Annotated in this window: 16 protein-coding genes; 6 read left to right on the top strand and 10 right to left on the bottom strand. The window is 74.4% G+C overall.

Annotated elements, in window-relative coordinates; translation table 11 throughout:
* Position 1: 1 nt before the first annotated feature.
* Positions 2-928 (bottom strand): NAD(P)-dependent oxidoreductase, encoded by a 927-nt coding sequence (locus tag QRT05_RS10120; protein ID WP_289447096.1) that lies wholly within the window; start codon positions 926-928, stop codon positions 2-4.
* Positions 929-1,001: 73 nt separating this feature from the next.
* Here QRT05_RS10120 and QRT05_RS10115 point away from each other — a divergent pair, with 73 nt between their 5' ends.
* Positions 1,002-1,628: a response regulator gene (locus QRT05_RS10115; protein WP_289447401.1), complete on the top strand. Its 627-nt coding sequence runs from the start codon at positions 1,002-1,004 to the stop codon at positions 1,626-1,628.
* A gap of 29 nt (positions 1,629-1,657) precedes the next feature.
* Here the strand turns inward: QRT05_RS10115 and QRT05_RS10110 are convergent, their stop codons facing one another.
* Genes QRT05_RS10110 through QRT05_RS10090 form a run of 5 tightly spaced genes read right to left on the bottom strand, consistent with a single transcriptional unit; the run spans position 1,658 to position 9,387 of the window.
* Complete coding sequence (locus QRT05_RS10110; protein WP_289447095.1) at positions 1,658-3,391, bottom strand: sensor histidine kinase; 1,734 nt, start codon at positions 3,389-3,391, stop codon at positions 1,658-1,660.
* On the bottom strand, positions 3,388-5,163 hold the full coding sequence (cydC, locus tag QRT05_RS10105; protein WP_289447093.1) for a thiol reductant ABC exporter subunit CydC: 1,776 nt from the start codon (positions 5,161-5,163) through the stop codon (positions 3,388-3,390). The genes QRT05_RS10110 and cydC overlap by 4 nt, the downstream gene beginning before the upstream one ends.
* A complete protein-coding gene (gene cydD / locus QRT05_RS10100) occupies positions 5,160-6,809 on the bottom strand; it encodes a thiol reductant ABC exporter subunit CydD (RefSeq protein ID WP_289447092.1) in 1,650 nt (549 codons plus the stop codon). The genes cydC and cydD overlap by 4 nt, the downstream gene beginning before the upstream one ends.
* A 13-nt stretch (positions 6,810-6,822) precedes the next feature.
* Positions 6,823-7,887: a cytochrome d ubiquinol oxidase subunit II gene (cydB, locus tag QRT05_RS10095; protein WP_289447091.1), complete on the bottom strand. Its 1,065-nt coding sequence runs from the start codon at positions 7,885-7,887 to the stop codon at positions 6,823-6,825.
* Between the two features lie 12 nt (positions 7,888-7,899).
* A complete protein-coding gene (locus QRT05_RS10090) occupies positions 7,900-9,387 on the bottom strand; it encodes a cytochrome ubiquinol oxidase subunit I (protein ID WP_289447090.1) in 1,488 nt (495 codons plus the stop codon).
* Positions 9,388-9,870: 483 nt separating this feature from the next.
* On the opposite strand from QRT05_RS10090, the gene QRT05_RS10085 reads away from it, so the two are divergent.
* From QRT05_RS10085 to proB, 5 genes are all read left to right on the top strand, one after another.
* Positions 9,871-13,590, top strand: coding sequence for a ribonuclease E/G (locus tag QRT05_RS10085; RefSeq protein WP_289447088.1), 3,720 nt, complete (start codon positions 9,871-9,873; stop codon positions 13,588-13,590).
* A gap of 269 nt (positions 13,591-13,859) precedes the next feature.
* Entirely contained in the window at positions 13,860-14,168 is a 309-nt protein-coding gene (gene rplU, locus QRT05_RS10080; protein WP_289447400.1) for a 50S ribosomal protein L21, read from the top strand.
* A 60-nt stretch (positions 14,169-14,228) separates the two neighbouring features.
* Positions 14,229-14,486: a 50S ribosomal protein L27 gene (rpmA, locus tag QRT05_RS10075; RefSeq protein ID WP_123370011.1), complete on the top strand. Its 258-nt coding sequence runs from the start codon at positions 14,229-14,231 to the stop codon at positions 14,484-14,486.
* Between the two features lie 105 nt (positions 14,487-14,591).
* A complete protein-coding gene (obgE, locus tag QRT05_RS10070; RefSeq protein ID WP_289447087.1) occupies positions 14,592-16,115 on the top strand; it encodes a GTPase ObgE in 1,524 nt (507 codons plus the stop codon).
* 138 nt (positions 16,116-16,253) lie between these two features.
* Positions 16,254-17,393, top strand: coding sequence for a glutamate 5-kinase (gene proB, locus QRT05_RS10065; protein ID WP_289447085.1), 1,140 nt, complete (start codon positions 16,254-16,256; stop codon positions 17,391-17,393).
* A gap of 85 nt (positions 17,394-17,478) precedes the next feature.
* Here the strand turns inward: proB and QRT05_RS10060 are convergent, their stop codons facing one another.
* The 4 genes from QRT05_RS10060 to QRT05_RS10045 all read right to left on the bottom strand — a co-directional run bounded on the left by QRT05_RS10060 (position 17,479) and on the right by QRT05_RS10045 (position 22,905).
* Positions 17,479-19,122 (bottom strand): ABC transporter substrate-binding protein, encoded by a 1,644-nt coding sequence (locus tag QRT05_RS10060; RefSeq protein WP_289447083.1) that lies wholly within the window; start codon positions 19,120-19,122, stop codon positions 17,479-17,481.
* A gap of 77 nt (positions 19,123-19,199) precedes the next feature.
* Positions 19,200-20,867, bottom strand: a complete 1,668-nt coding sequence (locus tag QRT05_RS10055) for a dipeptide ABC transporter ATP-binding protein (protein ID WP_289447081.1) — start codon at positions 20,865-20,867, stop codon at positions 19,200-19,202.
* A complete protein-coding gene (locus QRT05_RS10050; protein WP_289447080.1) occupies positions 20,864-21,865 on the bottom strand; it encodes an ABC transporter permease in 1,002 nt (333 codons plus the stop codon). The genes QRT05_RS10055 and QRT05_RS10050 overlap by 4 nt, the downstream gene beginning before the upstream one ends.
* Positions 21,862-22,905, bottom strand: a complete 1,044-nt coding sequence (locus tag QRT05_RS10045) for an ABC transporter permease (protein ID WP_289447079.1) — start codon at positions 22,903-22,905, stop codon at positions 21,862-21,864. The genes QRT05_RS10050 and QRT05_RS10045 overlap by 4 nt, the downstream gene beginning before the upstream one ends.
* Positions 22,906-22,924 lie beyond the last annotated feature (19 nt).

Genomic DNA, 22,924 nt, shown 5'->3' with positions numbered 1-22,924 from the left:
CTCAGCGCGGCACGGTGTTGCGCAGCGGCTCGCCCGCGAGATAGGCCGCGAGGTTCTCCTGGAGGAACGCCGCGGCGCCGAGCGGCCGTCCGCCGGCGCTGTGCGGGCTGACGAGGATGCGCGGCTCGTCCCAGATCGGTGAGTCCGCCGGGAGCGGCTCGCGGTCGAACACGTCGAGCGCCGCGCCCGCCAGGGCGCCGTCGCGCACGGCGCTCAGCAGCGCGTCCTGGTCCAGCGTCGCGCCCCGGCCCACGTTGACCACGAAGGCGTGGCGCGGGAGCAGGCTCAGCACCTCGGCGTCCACGGCGTGCCGGGTGGCGGGGGTGTCGGGCAGCAGCGAGACGAGCGCGTCCGCGGCCGGCAGGATGCCCGGCAGCTCGTCGGGGGTGACCACGTGGAAGCCGTGCCGGGTGCCCGGCGTGGTCGCGACGCCCGTCACGGAGGCGCCCAGGGCGACGAGCAGGGGCGCCAGCCGCGCGGCGATCGAGCCGAAACCCCACACCACCACGCGGGCGCCGGCGAGCGAGCGGAACTCGTCGGCTCGCACCTCCTGGATGCCGCCCAGCTCGGCAGCCCAGCGGTGCTGGTCCTGCGCGCGCACCAGCTCGGGGATGCGGCGCGCGCAGGCGAGCAGCAGCGCGAGCGTGTGCTCGGCCACCGGGCCGTCGTGCAGCCCGCGACCGGAGGTGAGGGTCACGTCGGGCGCGAAGCCCGCGTCCAGCAGCGTGTCGACGCCGGCGGCGAGCCCCGCGACCCAGCGCAACCGGGGGAGCCGGGTCGCGGCGTCGCGCAGCACGCGTCGACCGCTGCCCCACACCACGAGGATCTCCGCGTCGCAGTCCGGCACGGGCTGGTCGGGCGCGTAGCGGACCTCGCGCACGCCCTCGGGCAGGTCGAGGTGCTCGTGCAGCGTGGTGGGGACAGCCATGGTGGTCACACCCCGATACGATGCCACCGTGTCGAATCCCGCCACCGCAACGCAGCCCGGGCCCATCACGGTCATGATCGTGGACGACCACGAGGTGGTGCGTCGAGGCATCGCCGAGGTGGTCGAGCGGGCCGAGGGCATGACGGTCAGCGCCGAGGCGGGCTCGGTCGCCGACGGGGTGCGGCGCGCGGGCCTCGTGCAGCCGCAGGTGCTGCTCGTCGACCTCCAGCTGCCCGACGGCACCGGCATCGACCTCATCTCGCAGGTGCGTCAGACGCTCCCGGGCGCGCGCGCCATCATCCTGACGTCGTTCGACGACGACGACGCGTTCGCGGCGGCGCTCGAGGCCGGCGCCTCCGCCTACCTGCTCAAGTCGGTGCGCGGCGCGGAGATCGCCGACGTGATCCGGGCCGTCGCGGCGGGCCGCACGCTCCTCGACGAGCGGACCATCACCCGGCGCAAGGCGGGCCACGAGGACCCGACGGAGAACCTCACGCCCAGCGAGCTGCGCGTGCTGGACCTGATCGGCGAGGGCATGTCGAACCGCGAGATCGCGGAGCGGCTGGGCGTCGCCGAGAAGACCGTCAAGAACCACATCACGGCCCTCCTGGCGAAGATGGGCCTGCAGCGGCGCACGCAGGTGGCCGCGTGGGTGGCGTCCCGCAAGCACTCGAGCTGGCGGGCGGAGCCCGGCCACTAGTCCCGGCCGCCGCACTCGGCGGCCGCCCGTCAGGGCAGCGGGGACTGCCAGGTGAGCAGCGTGCCCCGGCCCGTGGGCGCGGCGCCGATGGTGAAGGTCCCGCCGTGCTGCCGCGCGCGCGCGGCGAGGTTGCCGGTGCCGGAGAACCGGTCCCGCGTCTGCGGCATGCCGACGCCGTCGTCCTCGACCTCGACGAGCACGACGCCGAGCGGTCCCTTCCCGCGCACGTCGACGCGCACGCTCACGGAGGCGGCGTGGGCGTGCCGGGCGGCGTTGGCGAGGCCCTCGCGCACCACGGCGACGACGTCGTCGGTGAGGTCCTGCCCGACGCGCTCGTCGATCAGGTCCTCGTCGACGCCGTCGTCGGACAGACCGTGGCCGTCGAGGGTCAGCACCACCGACGGCGCGAAGCCGAGGCCGGTGCGAGCGAGCGAGGCCTCACGCCGCAGGCGCTCGACGACCCCGGCCGCGGCGTCCGGGTCCCGCAGGGCGTAGACGATCTGCCGGATCTGCCGCACGGAGGAGTCGACGTTGTCGAGCGCCTCCTCGACGATCGAGGTCAGCTCAGCCGGGTCGACGCCGCGCGCGGCGCGGCGTCGCACGGTCTCGAGCTGCATCCCCGTGGCGAACAGCTGCTGGATGGCGAGGTCGTGCAGGTCCCTGGCGATGCGCGACCGCTCGTCCAGCAGGGCGGCGACGTCCTGTGCGTGCCGCGCCTCGGCCAGCACGTAGGCCAGGGCCGCCTGGGCGGCGAACGACTCGGCGGTGGCCAGGTCGTTCTCGTCGAACGGAGCCGCGCCGATGCGGCGCATGAGGATCAGCACGCCCACGCCGTGGCCCGAGGTCTGCAACGGCGCGTACAGCGCGGGCCCGAAGGACCGCATCACCTCGAGCCGGACGTTCGGCGAGCCGGACATCGACGGCGACAGCAGGCCACGTCCTTCGGTCATCACGGTCCAGGCCCGCCCGCCGGTGGGCATCTGCGCACCGATGAGCCGACCGGCGAGGTGACCCTCGGCGAGCTCGATGTACAGCTCGCCGCCCATCCCGGGCAGCGCGAGCGCGGCGACGTCCGCGCCCGCGACCTCGCGCGCGGTCGCGGCGATGCGTTCGAGCGCCTCCTCCTCGTCGACGCCCTCGAGCAGCATCGTGGCGATGTCCTGGCCCGCGCGCAGCCAGTGCTCCCGGTGGGCCGCCTTGGCGAACAGCTGCGCGTTGGCGACCGCGACGCCCGCCGCGGCGGCCAGCACGAGGGCCGTGCTCTCGTCCGCGGCGGTGAAGCCGCCCTCCTTCTCCGACAGGTACAGCTGGCCGAACACGCGGTCGCCGACGCGCACGGACGCGCCGAGGAACGAGCCCATGGGCGGGTGCCCCTCGGGGAAGCCGATGAAGGCGGGATGGTCGCGCAGGTCGTCGAGCCGCAGCGCGCGGTCCGCCGGGATCTGGCCCAGCACGCCCGCCGCGTGCGGGGCGTGCCCCATCATCCGGGCGAGGGCCGTGGGGACGCCGGTGTACACGAAGGTGGTCGAGGCGCGGTGCGCGTCGACGACGTTGATGGCGCCGTACCGCGCGCCCGTGAGGTCGGCACTGACCTGAACGAACCGGTTGAGCACCTCGGGCAGGTCCAGCTCGCTCGCGACCGACAGCACGGCCTCGAGCAGGTCGTTCAGGGGGTCGCCGGTGAAGGGCACCGGGGACGGCTCGACCTCGGAGATGACGCCGCCCCGGAACGGGACGCCGGGCCCCTCGTCGTGCGCACTCACGCGTCCTCCCTGGACTCCTCGGCAAGATCCTCACGGTAGCGGCGGTCGGACGCCAGCAGCGCCGCGTGCGTCCCGCGCGCGGCGACCCGGCCGCCCTCGAGCCGGATCACCTCGTCGGCCGCGTCCAGCGCGGTCAGGCGATGGGTGACGACGACGACGCCGCGATCACGGTGGCGGGTCAGCAGCGCGCGCACGACGGCGTCCGCCGTGCCAGGGTCCAGGTGCTCGGCGGGCTCGTCCACGAGCAGCACGGGTGCGGGGCTGAGCAGCCCCCGGGCGAGCAGCAGGCGCCGGCGCTCGCCGCCCGAGAGAGTCCGCCCGTCCGGACCGAGCAGCGTGTCGAGGCCGTCGGGCTGGGCGGCGAGCCAGCCGGTCAGCGCGACGTCGCCCAGCGCGGCGCGGGCCTGGTCGGGAGTGACGTCACCGCGGGCCACGCGGAGGTTCTCCAGGATGCTCGTGCCGAACACGTGGCCGTCCTCCGCCACGTGCAGGACGGCGCCGCCCGCGCGGTCCACCAGGTCGAGGTCGGTGCTGTCGATCGAGAGGCTGCCGCCCTGGCGCGGGAGCAGGCCCGCCAGCGTGACCAGCAGCGTGGTCTTCCCGGAGCCGCTCGGCCCCACGACGGCGATGCTGCGGCCCGGCTCGACGTGCAGGTCGAGCCCGCGCACGACGGGCGGCCGGCCGGGCCACCCGCACTGCAGGTCACGGGCCACGAGGGCGGCATCCTGGGGCCGCGCGGGGCTCGCGTCTGGGGCGTCCGGTGCTGTGCTCGGGGAGCCGTGCGTCGGCCCGGCGGCCGGCTCGAGCGCCGGGCCGGCGGCGTCCAGCAGCGCCAGGATGCGCGCGGCCGCCGCGCGCGAGCGCTGCACCTGCACCGCGGCCGCCGGCAGCACCGAGGTGGCCTCGAAGGCCGCGAGCGGCGTGAGCACCACCACGGCGAGCGCGACGGCGGACAGCCGCCCGGAGGTCACGGCGGGCACGCCCGTGACCAGGGCGGCCAGCACGGCGAGACCCGTCGCGAGCTGGCCGACGCCGGCGGCGAGCGCCGACGCCGGGGCGCCCGCGTCGGTCGCGGCAGCGACGTCGCGGTCGGCGGCCGCCAGCGCGGCGAGCTCCGCGTGGGTGCGGCCCGCGACGGCGAGCGGGCCGGCGTCGTCGAGGATGCCCAGCGCGCTGGCCGTCGCCCGTGCGCGACCCTCGGCCGCCCGTTCCTGCGTACGGCCGGCGCCCGCGGCGGCGAGCACCGGCGCGAGCACCCCGGCCAGCAGCAGGCAGAGCGCCAGAGCGATGCCGGCCGGCGGGAAGATCAGCGCCATCGCGCCGACCGTGAGGACCCCCAGCACGGCCGCCACCGCGGCGGGCAGCACGCCGCGCACGACCACGTCGCCGACGGTGTCCACGTCCGCCCCGATGCGCGTCAGCAAGTCTCCACGACGGACCGTGAGCAAGGCGGCGGGCTGGCCCTGCGACATCCGCGTGTAGAGCGTGGTCCGCAGCGTCGTCATGCCGCGCAGCGCGACGTCGTGCGAGACCAGCCGCTCGCAGTAGCGCAGCACGCCGCGGCCGATGCCGAACGCGCGGACGGCGACGGTCGCGACGCTCAGGGTCAGCACGGGGGGCATCTGGGACGCGCGGGCGATCAGCCACGCGGCGACGGCCGCCAGGGCCACGGCGCAGCCGAGAGCCAGCGTGCCCAGCGCGACGGCCTGCGCCGCCCGGCGCCGATCCACCTCGAGCAGCGCGACCGCACGGCGCAGCGTGCCGCGCGTCATGGAGCGATCCCCACGGGCTGCTCGGAGGGCTCGAGCGCCACCACCCGGTCGGCGCACGCCAGCAGGGAGGCCCGGTGCGCGACGAGCAGCACCGTGCGTCCCCCGGTCCGCAGCGCGCGCACGGTGTCGAGCACCACGCGCTCGCCCGCGGCGTCCAGGTGCGCGGTCGGCTCGTCGAGCACCACCCACGGTGCGGCGGAGAGCAGCGCGCGCGTCAGGGCGACGCGCTGGCGTTGGCCGACGGACAGCTGTTCCACGGCCGTGTCCCACCCGGCCGGGGCGGCGTCGAGCACCTCGCCGAGCCCTGTGAGGGCCGCGGCGGCGGAGCGAGCGGCGTCGTCGGCCCCACCCACGACGTCGCGCACGGCGCCGGGCTCGAGCACGGGACGCTGCGGGAGCCACGCCACCTGCGACCAGTAGTCCGCGCGCACGACGTCGGCGAGCGGGGTCGTGCCCGCCGGGCCGACGAGCTCGACCGTGCCCTCGTCGGGCGCGAGGAGTCCGAGCGCCACCTCGACCGCGGTGGACTTGCCGCTCCCGGTCGGGCCGGCGAGAGCGACCACCTCGCCGGGGCGGACGTCGAGGTCGAGGTCGTCGGGCGTGCGCCCGGTCGCCGACGTGACACTCACGCCGCGCAGCCGCACCGTCGTGCGTGCCAGGTCGGGGCACGGGCGTGTGCCGTCGGCCGGCAGGGGGGTCTCGAGCACCGCGAACGCGGCCGCGGCCGCCGCCACACCGTCGCTCGCCGCATGGAACTGCGCGCCCACCTGCCGCAGCGAGTTGAACACCTCGGGAGCGAGCACCAGCACGGCCAGGCCGGTCACCAGGTCGAGCCCCCCGTGCACCAGCCGCAGCCCGATGCCCACCGCGACGAGCGCGACCGACAGCGTGGTGAGCAGCTCCAGCACGAGTCCCGACAGGAACGCGATCCGCAACGTGCCCATCGTGGCGCGTCGGTGCGCGTCACCCAGGGCCTGCACGCGTGCGGCGGGGCCGCGCTCGCGGCCGAACGCGCGCAGCGTCGGCAGCCCGGCCAGCAGGTCCAGCGTCTGCGCGCCGAGCCGGCGCATGGCGTCCAGGCCGCGCTCCGAGCGGCCCTGCGTGAGCCGACCGACGAGCCACATGAAGAGGGGCACCAGGGGCAGCACCACGACGAGGACGGCCGCCGAGACCCAGTCCAGGCCGAGGATCACCAGCAGCGTCGCGGGGGTCACGGTGGCCGCGAGCACCAGCTGGGGCAGGTAGCGCACGAAGTAGGGCTCCAGCGCGTCCAGACCTCGGGTCGCGAGGGTGGCGACCCCGGGCCCCTGCCCGGTGGCGAGCCAGCGTGGCCCGAGGCTCGCGGCGTGCGCGACCACGCCCTCGCGCAGCTCGGCCACGGCGCGCGTGGCGGCCCGGTGGGCGAAGCGCTCCTGCAGCGCCGTCACCAGCGTGCGTGCGCCGACGACGGCCGCGAGCCACGCGACCCACGGCGCGATGGCGCTCAGGTCGGCACCGTCGTGCACCGCGCGCCCCAGCGCGTGCGCCAGCAGCAGGGCTTGGGCCACGACCAGCCCCGCCGTGACGATGCCCAGCGAGGCGGTGAGGGCGACGTAGCCGCGCGCTGCCCGGGCGTGGCGCAGCAGCCGCGGATCGAGGGGCCTCATGCCGTGGTGACCCTCACCGGTCCTCGGCCGCCGGGCCCGTGGTGACGGGCTTGCGATCGAAGGTCAGGCCGATCGACGCGGGGATGTGCGCCGTCGAGACCCGCTTGCGGAACACCCAGTACGTCCAGCCCTGGTACAGCAGCACCAGCGGAGTGAGGATGACGGCCACCCAGGTCATCACCACGAGCGTGTAGTGCGTGGAGGACGCGTTGGTGACGGTCAGGGAGTTGGCGGGGTCGAGGGCCGGCATCACGTCGGGGAACAGCGAGCCGAAGATGAGCACGACCGCCGCGACGATGGTGACGGCCGACGCGACGAACGCCCGGCCCTCCCGGCGCGCGCGGGTGGACACGACGAGCACCACGAGCGCGACGGCTGCGACCGCGACGGCCGCCCACGTCCAGGCCGCGTCGGAGTAGGAGACCTGCGCCCAGATCGCCCAGACCGCGGCGACCGCCAGCGTCACGGGCGCCAGCCGCGCGGCGAGCGCTGCCGCCCGCGTGCGGATCTCGCCGTCCGACTTCAGCGCCAGGAACGAGGCACCGTGCGTGAGGAAGATGAGCGCGGTGGTGGCACCGCCCAGCAGCGCGAACGGGTTGAGCAGCGCCCAGAAGCCGCCCACGTACTGGTGGTCCGCGTCCAGCTCGACCCCGCGCACGATGTTGGCGAACGCCACGCCCCACAGCACGGCCGGGACCCACGAGCCGACGACGAGCGCGCGGTCCGCCCACGCACGCCACCGGTCGTCGTCGATCTTGCCGCGCCACTCGAAGGCGACGACGCGCACGATCAGCGCGAGCAGGATGAGCAGCAGCGGGAGGTAGAAACCCGAGAACAAGGTGGCGTACCACTCCGGGAAGGCGGCGAACGTGGCGCCGCCCGCGGTGAGCAGCCACACCTCGTTGCCGTCCCAGACCGGGCCGATCGTGTTGATCATCACGCGGCGTTCGCGCTCGCGGTCCTGCTTGTGCGGCAGGACGCCCAGCAGCATGCCGACGCCGAAGTCGAAGCCCTCCAGCACGAGGTAGCCGGTCCACAGGACGGCGATGAGGATGAACCAGACGGTGGTCAGCTCCATGGTCGTCTCCTGTCAGTACGCGAAGGACAGCGGGGCGTCGGCGTCGTCGTCGGTGCGCGCCTCGGGGCTGGGGTCCTTCTCGGAGGCCGCGACCCCCTCGACGGTGTACCGGTGCATGAGCCGGTACCAGGCCACGGCGAGCACCCCGTACAGCAGCGTGAAGGCGGCCAGCGAGATCGCGATGCTCGAGACCCCGGGCACGGTCGACACCCCTCGCGCGGTGATGAGCCACACGCCGTCCACCCCCGACGGGTTCGGGTTGGGAGCGACCACCCAGGGCTGGCGACCCATCTCGGTGAAGACCCAGCCCGCGGACGAGGCGAGGAACGGCGTGGCGATCGCGGCGATGCCGAGCGTCCCGAACCACTTCTTGTCGGTCACCCGGCCCTTGCGCGTGAGCCACAGCGCGGCGACGGCGAGCGCCGCGGACCCGAGGCCGAAGCCGATCATGAGGCGGAAGCCCCAGTACGTGACCGTGAGATCGGGCTGGTAGGAGATCGGGTTGCCGTTCTCGTCGGTGTACCCGAACTTCTGCTCGTACTGCGCCTGCAGGTCGTCCACGCCCTGGAGGGTGGAGTCGAAGTGGCCGGTCGCGAGGAAGGACAGCATCCCGGGGATCTCGATGACGTGCTTGACGTTGTCGCAGTCGTTCGACAGGTTGCCGATCGCCAGGATCGAGAAGGAGACGTGCGACGACGTCGTGCACAAGGCCTCGGCCGACGCCATCTTCATGGGCTGCTGCTCGAACATCAGCTTGGCCTGCTGGTCACCGGTGATCGCGACGCCCGCGCCGCTGACGATGATGGCGACCAGGCCGACGATCACGGCGGGCCGGTAGACGTTCCTCGCGGTCGCCACGTCACCTCGCCGCACGAGCCTGACCATCCACCAGGCGGCGATGCCGGCGACGAACGTGCCTGCCGTGAGGAACGCCGCCGAGATGGTGTGCGGGAACGCGGCCAGCACGGTCGGGTTGGTCAGCACGGCGCCGATGTCCTTCATCTCGGCGCGGCCGGTCTCCTCGTTGAACACCGCGCCGACGGGGTGCTGCATCCAGGAGTTGGCCGCGAGGATGAAGAAGGCGGAGAGGTTGGTGGCGATCGCCACGGCCCAGATGCACGCGAGGTGGATCTTCTTGGGCAGCTTGTCCCACCCGAAGATCCACAGGCCGAGGAAGGTCGACTCGACGAAGAACGCGGCGAGCGCCTCCATGGCCAGCGGTGCGCCGAACACGTCGCCGACGAAGCGGGAGTACTCGCTCCACGCCATGCCGAACTGGAACTCCTGGACGATGCCGGTCGCGACGCCGATGGCGAAGTTGATCAGCAGAAGCTTGCCGAAGAACTTGGTCAGCCGCAGCCAGCGCTCGTTGCCGGTGCGCACCCACGCGGTCTGCATGATCGCGACGAGCGGCGCCAGGCCGATCGTGAGCTGCACGAAGATGAAGTGGTAGACGGTGGTGACACCGAACTGCCAGCGGGCGAGGTCGAGAGCGTCCACGAGTTCTCCGAGCGGGAGTGCGAGCCGGTGGTCGTAGGTCCGCCTGTGCGCCCGAGCCGGCGCTCGGGTGAATCGGGGCTGGGGACCTGGGGGAACGCTAGAACGAGGACCAGTCTGCCCCCGGGACCAAGGTCCCGGGTACTGACGTGCTGTCAAATTCTTTGCGGGTCGCGCAGCGGCGTCGGCGGGCCTGCGGGGACGGCCTGTGCGATACTGCTCACGGTTCTCGAGGCGTCCACACCGCCGCGCGGACCCGTGAGCTCGCAGCATCGACCACGTCGCGTGCGCCAGCCGCCGCCAGGCAGTCCGTCAGGTCCCCGATCGGGGCCCGGGAACTCGTCCGGCAGGCGATGGCCCCGGCCAGGTGCAGCAGCCACGACCGACGACTTCCGTCGCCGCGCTGACACGCGAGCGACGACCGACCCGCCACGGGCCGCCACTTGTGTGGACGGTGGTTCGCGGTACCCAGGAGCACCTCGCGTGATGTCCGACAACACTTCCGAGTCCGCAGCAACCACGCCGGCCGGGGGTGAGGCGGCGCCGGCCCCGGCCCGCCGCCGCCGCGCCACCAGGAGCGTGGCCGCTCCGGACGCCGTCGTCGCAGCGCCCGCCGCCACCACCGCATCCGTTGCGGCACCCGCCGCCGCGGAGCCCGCGACCGTGGCCGAGCCGTCCCAGCCCGACGAGGCCGCGGCGAAGAAGCCCGCGCGCAAGCGCAGCAAGGCCGCCAGTGAGCCAGACGGAACCGTCCCGGCAGAGGCCGCAGCCGAGGCTGCCGATGCGACCGCGTCGTCTGCCCCGCGCGCCGGCCGTGCCCGTGCCGGTCGCAAGGCCGGCGCGCCCGCGCCGCTCGCCACGGACGCCCCGAGCGCGACGACGACCGGCGTCGACGTCTCCGCCGCCGCACACGCCGCCACGGAGGCCGCGGGTCCCGCCGCCTCCGCTGAGGCCCCGACGGCGGCGCCCAAGGCGGCGAAGACCCGCAAGCGCGCCACGCGCCCGGTCGCGGCCGCCGAGGCGGCACCGGCCGACGCCGCAGCGCAGACCGAGACCGCCGCGGCAGCGCCCACCGAGACCGCCTCCGCAGCGCAGGCGCCCCTAGCCGAGGCGGCCGCGGAGCAGGCCGCCGCTCCGGCCCGTCGCCGTCGCGCCAGCTCGCGGCCCGCTGCCGCGCCCGGCGCGCTCGTCGAGCAGGCGCCCGTCGCGCAGCCGTCGACCACGGACGAGCCCGTCGCCACCGAGGAGCCTGCCGAGGAGCCCGCCGAGGACGAGGCGCAGGCGCCGACCGCCCCGGCGCTCGACGTCCTGGCCGCGTTCGCCGGCACCGAGAAGGCGCCGGCCAGGTCACGCGCGACGCGCGCCGCCAAGGACGCACCGAGCACGAGTGCCACGCAGCCCGACGCCTCCGCGGCCGCCGGGCAGCAGGCGCCGTCGTCGCCCCGTCTGGCCACCACCGCGCTGCTTTTCCAGGCGCCCGACCCGACCGCCACGCGGCAGCGCCGTCGCCGTGCCACCTCCAGCGCCGGCTCTCCCGAGGCCATCTCCGAGGCGGCCCGCGAGCACGAGGCGGCCGACGCCGAGATCGCGTTCGAGGGTGCCGACGAGCAGCCCGCCGCGTCGGGCGGTCGCGGCTCGCGTCGTCGAGGGCGTCGTGGCCGCGGCGGCGAGCCGCCCCGTGCGGCGACGCAGGACGACGAGTCCGGCGTGGGCCAGGACGAGGTCGTCGAGGACGAGGTCCCGACGGGCGTCGTCGACGAGCTCGGCACGGAGAAGGTCGACGACGTCGAGGCCGACGAGGTCGAGACGGACGAGAACGAGGCGGACGAGACCGAGAACGAGGCCGACGAGGACGAGCAGGAGGGCGCGGGGAGCGCGCCGCGCCGTCGTCGCCGTCGGGGTGGCCGTGGCCGCCGTCGTCCCGAGTCCTCCGACGCGGACGAGTCCGAGGCCGTCGCCTCCGACGCCGAGGCCGGTGACGCGGAGACCGACGACGAGGAGTCCGACGAGAGCGACGCCGAGGGTGGCGAGCCGCGCTCGTCGAGCCGTCGTCGCCGTCGTCGTCGTGGGTCCGCCCGGGCCGGGGACGCCGAGCCCGGTGAGCCGCGCGCGGCCCGCACGCGGTCCGCGAGCGACGAGGTGACCGCGCTGCGCGGCTCCACGCGTCTCGAGGCCAAGCGCCAGCGCCGCCGCGAGGGGCGCGACGCGGGTCGTCGGCGCCAGATCATCACCGAGGCCGAGTTCCTGGCCCGCCGGGAGTCCGTCGACCGCTCGATGATCGTGCGGGAGAAGGGCGGCCGCACGCAGATCGCCGTGCTCGAGGACGGCGTGCTCGTCGAGCACTACGTCTCCAACCAGGCGTCGGCCTCGATGGTGGGCAACGTCTACCTCGGCCGCGTGCAGAACGTGCTGCCGAGCATGGAGGCCGCCTTCGTCGACGTGGGCAAGGGCCGCAACGCCGTGCTCTACGCCGGCGAGGTCAACTGGGACGCCGCGAACGTCGAGGGCGGCTCCGCCCGGCGCATCGAGCAGGCGCTCAAGTCGGGCGACTCGGTGCTCGTGCAGGTCACCAAGGACCCGATCGGCCACAAGGGCGCGCGCCTCACGTCGCAGGTCACGCTGGCCGGCCGCTACCTGGTGTACGTGCCGGGCGGCGGCATGACCGGCATCAGCCGCAAGCTGCCGGACGTCGAGCGCAACCGGCTCAAGAAGATCCTGCGCGAGGTGGTGCCCGAGTCCGCGGGCGTGATCGTGCGCACGGCCGCCGAGGGCGCCTCGGAGGACGAGCTCCGCGCCGACATCGCGCGGCTGCAGTCGCAGTGGGAGGCGATCGAGAAGAAGTCGAAGTCGGCTTCCGCGCCGGCGCTGCTCCAGGGCGAGCCGGACATGGCGATCCGCGTGGTCCGCGACATCTTCAACGACGACTTCGGCTCGCTCATCGTCCAGGGCGACGAGGCGTGGTCGACGATCTCGTCGTACATCGACGAGCTGGCGCCCGACCTGGCGCAGAAGGTGTCGAAGTACGCGGGCACGGGCGACGTGTTCGCCGCGCACCGCATCGACGAGCAGCTGGCCAAGGGCATGGACCGCAAGGTGTGGCTGCCCTCGGGCGGGTCGCTCGTCATCGACCGCACCGAGGCCATGACGGTCGTCGACGTCAACACGGGCAAGTTCACCGGCTCGGGCGGCACGCTCGAGGAGACCGTCACGCGCAACAACCTGGAGGCGGCCGAGGAGATCGTGCGGCAGCTCCGCCTGCGCGACATCGGCGGCATGATCGTCGTCGACTTCATCGACATGGTGCTCGAGTCGAACCGCGACCTCGTGCTGCGCCGCCTCGTCGAGTGCCTGGGGCGTGACCGCACCAAGCACCAGGTCGCCGAGGTCACCTCGCTCGGCCTGGTGCAGATGACCCGCAAGCGGGTGGGCCAGGGGCTCGTCGAGGCGTTCTCGGAGACGTGCGAGCACTGCCACGGGCGCGGCTTCATCGTGCACGACGAGCCGATCGAGAAGAACGGGCGGCCCGAGGCGGGCGCCGCGCAGGCGGTCGGCGAGAGCGTCGCACCCGCGGGCGAGGTCAAGCGTGCGCGCCGCAAGCGCGGCGGCGCGGCGGTCAAGGAGCCCGTGGGCACCGGTCCGCACACGGCCGTGCCGGTGCTGCCCGAGGCGCGCGAGGCGGTGAAGGCCACGCTCGCCACGATCGCCGCCGCGGCGGCCCACGCGCACGAGCACGACCACGATCACGACCACGATCACGACCACGGCAGCGACCCGTCGCAGGCGCCCGCGGCCGACGCGGCACCGGCCGACCTCCCGACCGTCGAGGCTGGGTCCGACACGGCAGTGAGCACGGACGAGCCGGTCGCCTGGGTCGTCGAGACCGAGGCGAGCACCGACGAGCCGGCGAAGGAGGTGGCGGGGGACGGGCAGGCACCGGCCGAGCCGCAGCGTGCCGTGCTGGACGTGCTCGCCGCGTTTCCGGACTTCGAGCCTGGTGCGCCGGCTGACGCGCCGCTCGCGCTGACGCCCGTGGCGCCCGATCTGTTCGACGCGGACGAGGCGGACGACGCCGACGAGGCGGACGACGCCGACGAGCCGGCCGACGCCGACGAGCCGGCCGAGCCGACCTCAGAGCCCGCACCGGACGCGTCCGACGAGGCCGCTTCGGCGCACGATGCCGACGAGGCCCACCCGGGGACCCACTGATCGCGCACGGCACCGGTCGCCGGCGTGGCCTTCGTCACGTCGGGGACCGGACGGGCCCGAGTGCCGCCGTCCAGGTTTGACCCTGGGGTGCTGGGTCCGTACCCTGGACTGTCGGCGCGTCTGGTGCGCGCCGATCACCGTGCCGCCGCTGCGGCGCCTATGCGAACCCCGCACCCCACCGGTTCCGGCCGGTCGGACGGGTCGTGCGCGGGTGCCGGCGCGGCACCCGCAGACAGCAAGCAGTTCGACGAGCAGAGATGAGCAGCAACGTGGTGTACGCGATCGTGAAGGCTGGCGGCCGCCAGGAGAAGGTCGCCGTCGGCGACATCGTTGTTGTCGACCGTCTCGCCGCCGCGGCGGGCGCCTCGGTCGAGCTGCCGGCGCTGCTGCTGGTCGACGGTGACAAGATCACCACCGACGCCAAGGCCCTGGCCAAGGTGACGGTGACGGCGGAGGTCGTGCGGGACGAGAAGGGTCCCAAGATCGACATCCTCAAGTACAAGAACAAGACGGGCTACCGCGTGCGCAAGGGTCACCGCCAGCAGCTGACCCGCCTCAAGGTCACCGGCATCTCCTGATCTCGCACCGCGGCCGTCGGGCCGCGGCCCCCATCTTCTGAGCACGAAAGCAGGTTCGTCATGGCACACAAGAAGGGCGCGAGCTCCTCGCGCAACGGCCGGGACTCGAACGCCCAGCGCCTGGGCGTCAAGCGCTTCGGTGGCCAGGTCGTCAAGGCCGGCGAGATCATCGTCCGCCAGCGCGGCACCCACTTCCACCCCGGCGTCAACGTCGGCCGTGGCGGCGACGACACGCTGTTCGCGCTGACCCCCGGTGCGGTCACCTTCGGCACGCGTCGTGGCCGCAAGGTCATCGACATCGTGGCCGTCGAGGCGTGACCCCAGAGGTCTGAGCAGCACCACGAATTCTCGTACGAAGGGGCGCACCGGTGCGGTGCGCCCCTTCGTCGTGTAGACCGAACGTAGAGCGAAGGAGGAACAGCTGTGGCGACATTCGTCGACCGGGTCGTGCTGTACGCGGCCGGCGGTGACGGTGGGCACGGCTGTGCGTCCATCCACCGCGAGAAGTTCAAGCCCCTGGCGGGGCCCGACGGCGGGAACGGCGGCAACGGCGGCTCCGTGATCCTGCAGGTCGACCCGCAGGTCACCACGCTGCTCGAGTTTCACCACCTGCCGCACCGGCACGCCCCCAGCGGCACGCAGGGCATGGGCGACCACCGCGCGGGCAGCACGGGGGCGGACCTGGTGCTCGGCGTGCCGGACGGCACCGTGGTGAAGTCGACCGACGGCGAGGTGCTCGCCGACCTCGTGGGCACGGGCGCGCAGTTCGTCGTGGCCGCCGGCGGCCGCGGCGGGCTCGGGAACGCCGCGCTGGCCTCCCCGCGCCGCAAGGCGCCCGGGTTCGCGCTCCTGGGGGAGCCCGGGGAGCAGCTCGACGTGGTGCTCGAGCTCAAGACGATCGCCGACGTGGCGCTCGTCGGCTATCCGAGCGCCGGCAAGTCGAGCCTCGTCGCGGCGATCTCCGCGGCCCGGCCCAAGATCGCGGACTACCCCTTCACGACGCTCATCCCCAACCTCGGGGTGGTGCAGGCCGGATCGGCCCGCTACACGGTGGCGGACGTCCCCGGCCTGATCCCCGGGGCGTCGCAGGGCAAGGGTCTCGGCCTCGAGTTCCTGCGCCACATCGAGCGCTGCGCCGTGCTGGTGCACGTGCTCGACTGCGCGACGCTCGAGCCGGACCGCGACCCGATCTCCGACCTGGACGTGATCGAGGCGGAGCTCGCGCACTACGCGGGCGACCTCGGCATCGAGGGCGGTCGCGTCCCGCTCGACCAGCGGCCCCGCATCGTCGTGCTCAACAAGATCGACGTGCCCGAGGCGCGGGACCTGGCCGAGCTGGTCAAGCCCGAGCTCGAGGCGCGCGGCATGAAGGTCTTCGAGATCTCGACGGCGTCGCACGAGGGCCTGCGCCCGCTGACGTTCGCGCTGGCCGAGCTGGTGGAGAAGGCGCGTCGCGACGCGCCCGTGCCGGAGGCGACGCGCGTGGTGCTGCGGCCCAAGGCGGTCGACGACGCGGGCTTCACGGTCACGCGGCGCGAGAGCGGCGGTGCGGTCTGGTTCGCCGTGCGCGGGGAGAAGCCCGAGCGCTGGGTGCGTCAGACGGACTTCTCCAACGACGAGGCGGTCGGGTACCTGGCCGACCGGTTGGCGCGGCTCGGCATCGAGGAGCGGCTGTTCGCGACCGGCGCGGTGGCGGGCGACGAGGTGCGGATCGGTCCCGACCACAACTCCGTCGTCTTCGACTGGGAGCCCACCATGCTCACCGGCTCGGAGCTGCTGGGCGGCCCCCGCGGCACCGACGTGCGGATCGAGGAGCGCACGCGTCCGACCCGCGGCGAGAAGCGCATCGAGTACAAGGAGCGCATGGACGCCAAGGCCCTCGCCCGCGAGGAGCTGTGGACCGAGCGCGAGCAGGGCCACTGGGCCGACCCCGCGGACGACGCCTGACGGCGCGCACCGGCAGCAGAGCACGGACCTGACCGGCCCGGCGCGACCTCGCGTCGGGCCGGTGGTCTGCCGGGAGCCGTGCCGTCCGCGCGTCGGATGGTGCCGGACGGCGCGCGCGGGCCGGGGCACAATGCGGGGGTGACCGCCCCCGCCCTGATCGAGCGTCAGCAGCTGCCCGCGGCGGCGCGCGTGGTGGTCAAGGTGGGCTCGTCGTCGTTGACCAGCCCGGACGGTCGCCTCGACCCCGCGCGGCTCCGCGCGCTGGTCGACGTCCTGGCCGCGCGTCGGGCCGCCGGCGGGCAGGTGGTGCTCGTCTCCTCGGGTGCGATCGCGGCCGCCATCGGCCCGCTCGGTCTGCCCGCTCGCCCGCGCGACCTCGCCACGCAGCAGGCCGCGGCGTCGGTGGGCCAGGGGCTGCTGGTCGCGCACTACGCGCGCGCCTTCGGGGAGCACGGCCTGCGCGTCGGGCAGGTGCTGCTCACGGCCGACGACACCGTGCGCCGCGGGCACTACCGCAACGCGCACCGGGCCCTGACGCGCCTGCTCGACCTCGGTGTGGTCCCGGTGATCAACGAGAACGACGCGGTCGCGACCGAGGAGATCCGGTTCGGTGACAACGACCGGCTCGCCGCGCTGGTCTCGCACCTCGTGCACGCCGACGCCCTGGTGCTGCTCACCGACGTCGACGCGCTGTACACCGGCCCGCCGTCGCGGCCGGGCTCGCGCCGGATCGAGCGGGTCGAGGGCCCGGCAGACCTCGACGGGATCGACGTCAGCTCCCGGGGGAGCGCGGTCGGCACGGGGGGCATGGTGACCAAGCTCGACTCGGTCGCCATCGCCACGCAGTCGGGCATCCCCGTGGTGCTCACGTCGGCCGCGCAGGCCGCGGGCGCGCTGGCCGGCGACGATGTCGGCACCTGGTTCGCCGCGACCGGGCGGCGCTCGTCGATCCGCCTGCTGTGGCTCGCGCACGCGGCCAAGGCCCACGGGCGCCTGGTCCTCGACGAGGGTGCCGTGCGCGCGGTCGTCGAGCGCCGGACGTCCCTGCTGCCCGCGGGCGTGACCGGCTTCGAGGGGGAGTTCGAGGCGGGCGACCCCGTCGAGCTCGTGACCTCCGCGGGGGTTGTCGTGGCCCGTGGCCTGGTGCAGTACGGGTCCGACGAGGTCCCACGGCTGCTCGGTCGCGCCACCTCGGACCTGCGGGTCGAGCTCGGCCCCGGCTACGACCGGGAGCTGGTGCACCGGGACGACCTGGTGCTGGTGCGCCGGCGGCGCTGACTCCTCGCCCGTGCACCGCGCGGGCACGACGACGAGGGCGGACCCGCGTGCTGCGGGCCCGCCCCCTCTCGCTGTGCCGGGGGTGTCAGCCCACCCAGGCCGTCGTCAGCTGGTCGAGGCGCGAGTCCGCTCCCAGCTCGATGCCGTGGGCCTTGTCCGAGAGCCCCAGGTAGGTGGTCAGCTCGTGCACGGGGACCACGTGGTGCTGCGTGACGAGCCGCTCCTGCGCCTGCGCGAGCAGGCTGCTGCGCTCCGCCGGGTCGCCGGCCGCGAGCTGGTCCTGCAGCAGCTTCTCGAGCTCCGGGTCGTCGATCTTGTAGAAGTTGGTGCCCTGGGTCGTGTACTGCGTGCGCAGCACGTCTCCGTCGGCGCGGGAGAGGTTGCCCCACACCAGGTCGAAGTCACCCGCGGCGAGCTTGGCCTGGAAGTCCGGCACGGTGCCCGACCAGAGCTTCGCGTCGATGCCGACCGCCTTGAGCTCGGACTGGATCAGCTCGACCGACGTCTGGTTGGGCCCGAAGTTGGTGATCCAGACCAGCGTGGGGGCGAGCTTGGTGCCGGCCTTGGCGTAGATGCCGTCGCTGCCCTTGGCCCAGCCGTCGGCCTCCAGCACCGAGGCGGCCTTCGCCGGGTCGGTCACGAGGTGCGCGCTCTCGTCGGCGACGTCGGGCGTCGTGCTCGCGAGCGGGCTCACGGCCACGGCGAAGCCCTCGGTGAGCGCCGTGTCGCGGATCTCGGTGGGGTTCACGGCGAGCGAGATCGCCTCGCGCACCGCGGGGTCCTTGCCGAACGGGGACGCCCCGTTGAAGGTCAGGCCGAACGTGATGCCGGGGTTGGCGCGGTGCACGAGCGTCAGGCCGGCCTGCTCGAGCGTCGCGATGTCGGTGGGCTGCACGCCGCCGATCACCTGGACCTGGCCCGAGGTCAGGGAGCCCGTCCGGACGCTGGCCTCGGGGGCCACCTGGAACGTGACCTTCGCGAGGTGCGGTGCCCCGGCGCCGTCGCGGTCCTGCGGGCTCCAGGCGTAGCCGTCGCGCGCGGTGAGGACGGTCTCGGTGTCCTTGGTGTAGTGGTCCAGCACGAACGGGCCGGTGCCGATGACGCCGGTGCCCGACGCGCGGTCGTCGTACGGGATGGCGAGCGTGGAGTCGGCGACGAAGCCGAGCGCGACGGTGCTGGTCGCCTGCGGGAAGGCGGCGTTGGGCGACTCGAACGCGACGGTCACGGTGTGGTCGTCGACCACGGTCGTGCCCTTGTAGCCGATGAAGTTGCCGACGGCAGAGCTCTTGGCGCCGGCGGCCGCCGTGTCGTCGAAGTTGGCCTTGACCGACGCGGCCGTGAACGGCGTGCCGTCCGAGAACGTCACGCCGTCGCGCAGCGTGAACGTGAACTCGGTCTGCTCGGCGTTGGCCTTCCACGCCGTGGCGAGCCAGGGCTTGAGGGAGCCGTCGGCCGGGTCCTGCCACACGAGGGAGTCGACGAGCTGACGCGTCACGTAGAGCGTGTCGTTGCCCGAGCCGATGCCGGACGGGTTGAGCGAGATCGGGTCGTTGCCGATGGCGAACGTGAGGTCGCCGCCGTCGACGGGCGTGGCCGAGGACGCCGAGGCCGAGCCGGACGGGTCGGCGGAGGGCGACTCCTCGCCGCTGCACGCCGTCAGGGCGAGGGCGAGCACGGCGGCGGCGAGGGCCACGCGCAGGGTGCGGGAGGGACGGGGACGCAAGGACATGGCGGTCTCCAGAGGAAGGGGTGGGAGGGGAGGGGCGCGTCAGCGCCGGGTGCAGCGACGGCCGGGACAACAGGCGGTCATCGCTCACCTCCTCGCGCCGGGCCCGCGGCGGTGCCCGCCAGGGGCCGGTGGGTGCCGGGGATCGCGGCGAGCAGCTCGGCCGTGTATGCGTGCTGCGGGCTCGCGAACACGTGCTCCACGTCGCCGGACTCGACGACGCGCCCGTGCTGGAGCACGACGACCTCGTGCGCGACCTGGCGCACCACCGCGAGGTCGTGCGAGATGAACAGGTACGTCACGCCGAGCTCGCGCTGGAGCTCGCCGAGCAGGTCGAGGATCTGCGCCTGGACGGACACGTCCAGCGCCGAGACCGGCTCGTCGAGCACCACGAGGTCCGGCCTCACCGACAGGGCGCGCGCGATGGCGACGCGCTGACGCTGCCCACCGGAGAGCTCGGCCGGCCTGCGGCGCAGCACGGAGGCGGGGAGCGCGACGAGCTCCGCGAGCTCGGCCGCTCGGGCCGCGCGCTCGCGCCGGTCGCCGACGCCGAACGCGCGCAGCGGCTCGGCGACGATCCGCTCGACTGTCCAGCGCGGGTCGAGCGACGAGTACGGGTTCTGGTAGACCACCTGCATCTGCCTGCGCAGCGCCCGCAGGGCGGAGCCGCGCGTGTGGCTCACGTCGTCGCCGCCCACCAGCACCTGGCCGGCCGTCGGCTCGGCCAGCCGCAGCGCGAGGCGCGCCGTCGTCGACTTGCCGGAGCCCGACTCGCCGACCAGCGCGAGCGTGCGCCCGCGCGCCACGCGGAAGGAGACGTCGTCGACCGCGCGCAGGGTCCCGCCGCCACCGGAGCGGGGCAGCGGGAAGTCCTTGACCAGGCCGCGCACCTCGAGGGCGGCGGGCGCGTCGGCCGCGGGTGCGCTCGCCACCGGCGTGCGCCGCGCACCCCGCAGCGAGGGTGCCGCCGCGAGGAGCGCCTTGGTGTAGGCCTCGCGGGGCGCGCCGAGCACCTCGTCGGGCGTGCCGGTCTCGACCACGCGGCCCCGGGACATGACCACGATGCGGTCCGCGCGGTCGGCCGCCACGCCGAGGTCGTGCGTGATGAGCAGGACGCCCGTGCTCGTCTGGCTCGTGAGCTCGTCGAGGTGGTCGAGGATCTGGCGCTGCACGGTCACGTCGAGCGCGCTCGTGGGCTCGTCCGCGACGAGCAGGCGGGGCTTCGCCACCAGGGCGATCGCGATGAGCACGCGCTGCCGCATGCCACCCGACAGCTCGTGCGGGTACTGGCGCGCACGGATCTCCGGGTCGGAGAGGCCCGCGCGGCGCAACGCCTCGACGGCCTCGACGGCCGCGACCCGCCGGTCCGCGAGCCCGTGGATCCGCAGCACCTCGGCGACCTGCTCGCCGATCCGCTTCACCGGGTTGAGCGACACGGTCGGGTCCTGGGGGACGAGCCCGACGAGCAGGCCGCGCACGGCCTGCAGCTCGCGCTGCGAGGCGCTCGCGACGTCGCGCCCGAGCAGGTCGATCGTGCCGCGCTCGATGCGCGCTGCCGGCGCCAGCAGGCGCACGACGGCCGCGGCCGTGGTCGACTTGCCCGAGCCGGACTCGCCCACCACGGCGACCGTCTCGCCGGAGTCGACGTGCAGCGAGACGTCTCGCACCGCGCGCACGTCGCCGTGGCGCGTGCGATAGGTGACGGCGAGGTCGGCGACCGTGAGGAGGCGGTCGGATGCGGCGGTCATCGGTTGCTCCCCGGGTCTCCGTCGAGCGCGCGGGAGATGCGGCCGGCGGCCAGCACGGTGGCGACGATGGTCAGTCCGGGCAGCGTGGTCAGCCACCAGGAGGTGCTCAGGTAGTCGCGCCCGCCGGCCACGAGCGCGCCCCACTCGGGTGCCGGCGGCGGCTCGCCGTAGCCCAGGAAGGACAGGGACGAGACGGCGAGGACCGCTCCGCCCAGCTCGAGTGCGGCCAGGACGACCACCGGGCCCGCGGCGTTGGGCAGCACGTGCTGGCCCAGCGTGGTCCACCAGCGGCTCCCGCCCGCGTGGGAGGCCTCGACGAAGGTCGACGTCCGCACGCGCAGCACCTCGGAACGCATGATGCGCGAGACCGAGGCGACGTTCGCGAGCCCGACGGCGATCGCCACGTTGATGGTGCCGAACCCGAGCACCGTGATGAGTGCGAGCGAGAGCAGCAGCGCGGGGATGGACAGCAGCACGTCGACCACGCGCATCGCGACGTCGTCGACGACCCCGCCGACGAACCCGGCGACGAGCCCGATCACGGCACCGACCACGAGGCCGACGAGGACCGCCGTGAGCGCGGCCTCGAGCGTCAGCTGGGTGCCGTGCACGACGCGCGTGTACAGGTCCCGACCCAGCTGGTCCGTCCCGAACCAGTGCTCCGCCGAGGGCGGCTGCAGCTTGTCGGCGGGCACGCCGGACAGCGGGTCCCCCGGGGCGAGCAGCGACGGGGCGAACGCGGCGACCAGGACCGCGAGGGACCAGGCGAGCGCCAGCAGGAGGCCGGGCTTGCGCACGAGCTCCTCGAGGCGGGTGCGCCACGGCCCGCGGTGCACGAGGTCGTCCTCGCGCTCGAGCACGGCGTCGGCGAACCGGTCCGTGGCCGTGGCGGCGAACGCGTCGGCGCGGGCGTCCGGGTCCAGCGCGGTCGGCACGAACTCCTCGGTGGGCTGCTGCGGGCCGCGCTCGGCCGCGCGCAGGGCGTCGAGGCTGCTCATCGGGTACCTCCCGCGGGGACGGCGACGCGTGCAGCCGCCTGGTCGGCGTCGGACCCGTGCGCCTGCGTGGGTGAGGGCGACGGCGCGGTGGGCGGTGCGACGCGGCGGCGCGCGCCCGTCACGATGCGGGGGTCGAGGAGCGGGTAGATGACGTCGATCAGCAGGTTCACCAGGACGTACACGGTCGCCGCCACGAGGACGACGCCCTGCACGACCGGGATGTCCTGGGCGGAGACGGACGTCGCGGTGAGCCGGCCGATGCCCGCGCGGGAGAACACCGTCTCCGTGACGACGGCACCCGAGAGCAGCCCGCCCACGACGAGCCCGGTCACCGTCAGGGCGGGGAGGGCCGCGTTGCGCAGCGCGTGCCGCAGGTGCACCCGCGCTCGACCGGCCCCCTTGGCCAGCGCCGTGTCGACGTACGGCTCGCGGAGGGTGTGCAGCAGGCTCCGCGACAGCATCTGCGCGATGAGCGCGGAGGTCGGCAGTGCCAGCGTGACGGCGGGAAGGACGGCCGACGCGAAGCCCTGGTTGCCCAGCGCGGGGAAGAGCGGGATCTGGAACGAGAACCACTGCACGAGGGTCAGGCCGAACCAGAAGGAGGGGATCGCCACGCCGAGAGGCGGCAGCGAGAGCAGGAAGCCGGACAGCCGCCTGCTGCGGGTGGCGGTCGCGACGACGGCGAGCGAGCCCCCGGCCAGCACCGCGACGAGCAGCGCCAGTCCGGCGATCTGCGCGGTGGGCGGAAGGGCGGACCCGAGGAGCTGCGTGACGGGCTGGCCGCTGACCACGGAGTCGCCCAGATCGCCGCGCAGCGCGTGGCCGAGCTGGGTCAGGTACTGGACGACGAGGGGCTGGTCGAGGCCGTGCTCCGCGCGGAGCGCGTCGAGCTGGTCGGGTGTCACGTCGCTGGACTCGCCGCCGTACATGATCGAGACGGGATCGCCGGGCAGCGCGTAGAGGACGAGGAACGTCACCGTGTAGGCGGCCAGCAGGACGCCGGCGGCGAGGGCGAGCCGGCGCAGCAGGTAGCGGGTCATGGGGTCACCGCCGACGGGC

Origin of the sequence: Cellulomonas edaphi, assembly GCF_030362815.1 — a bacterium.
GTDB classification, from domain to species: domain Bacteria; phylum Actinomycetota; class Actinomycetes; order Actinomycetales; family Cellulomonadaceae; genus Cellulomonas; species Cellulomonas edaphi.
The sequence above is the reverse complement of the archived record's forward strand: the minus strand, read 5'-3'. Positions and strand labels throughout refer to the sequence as shown.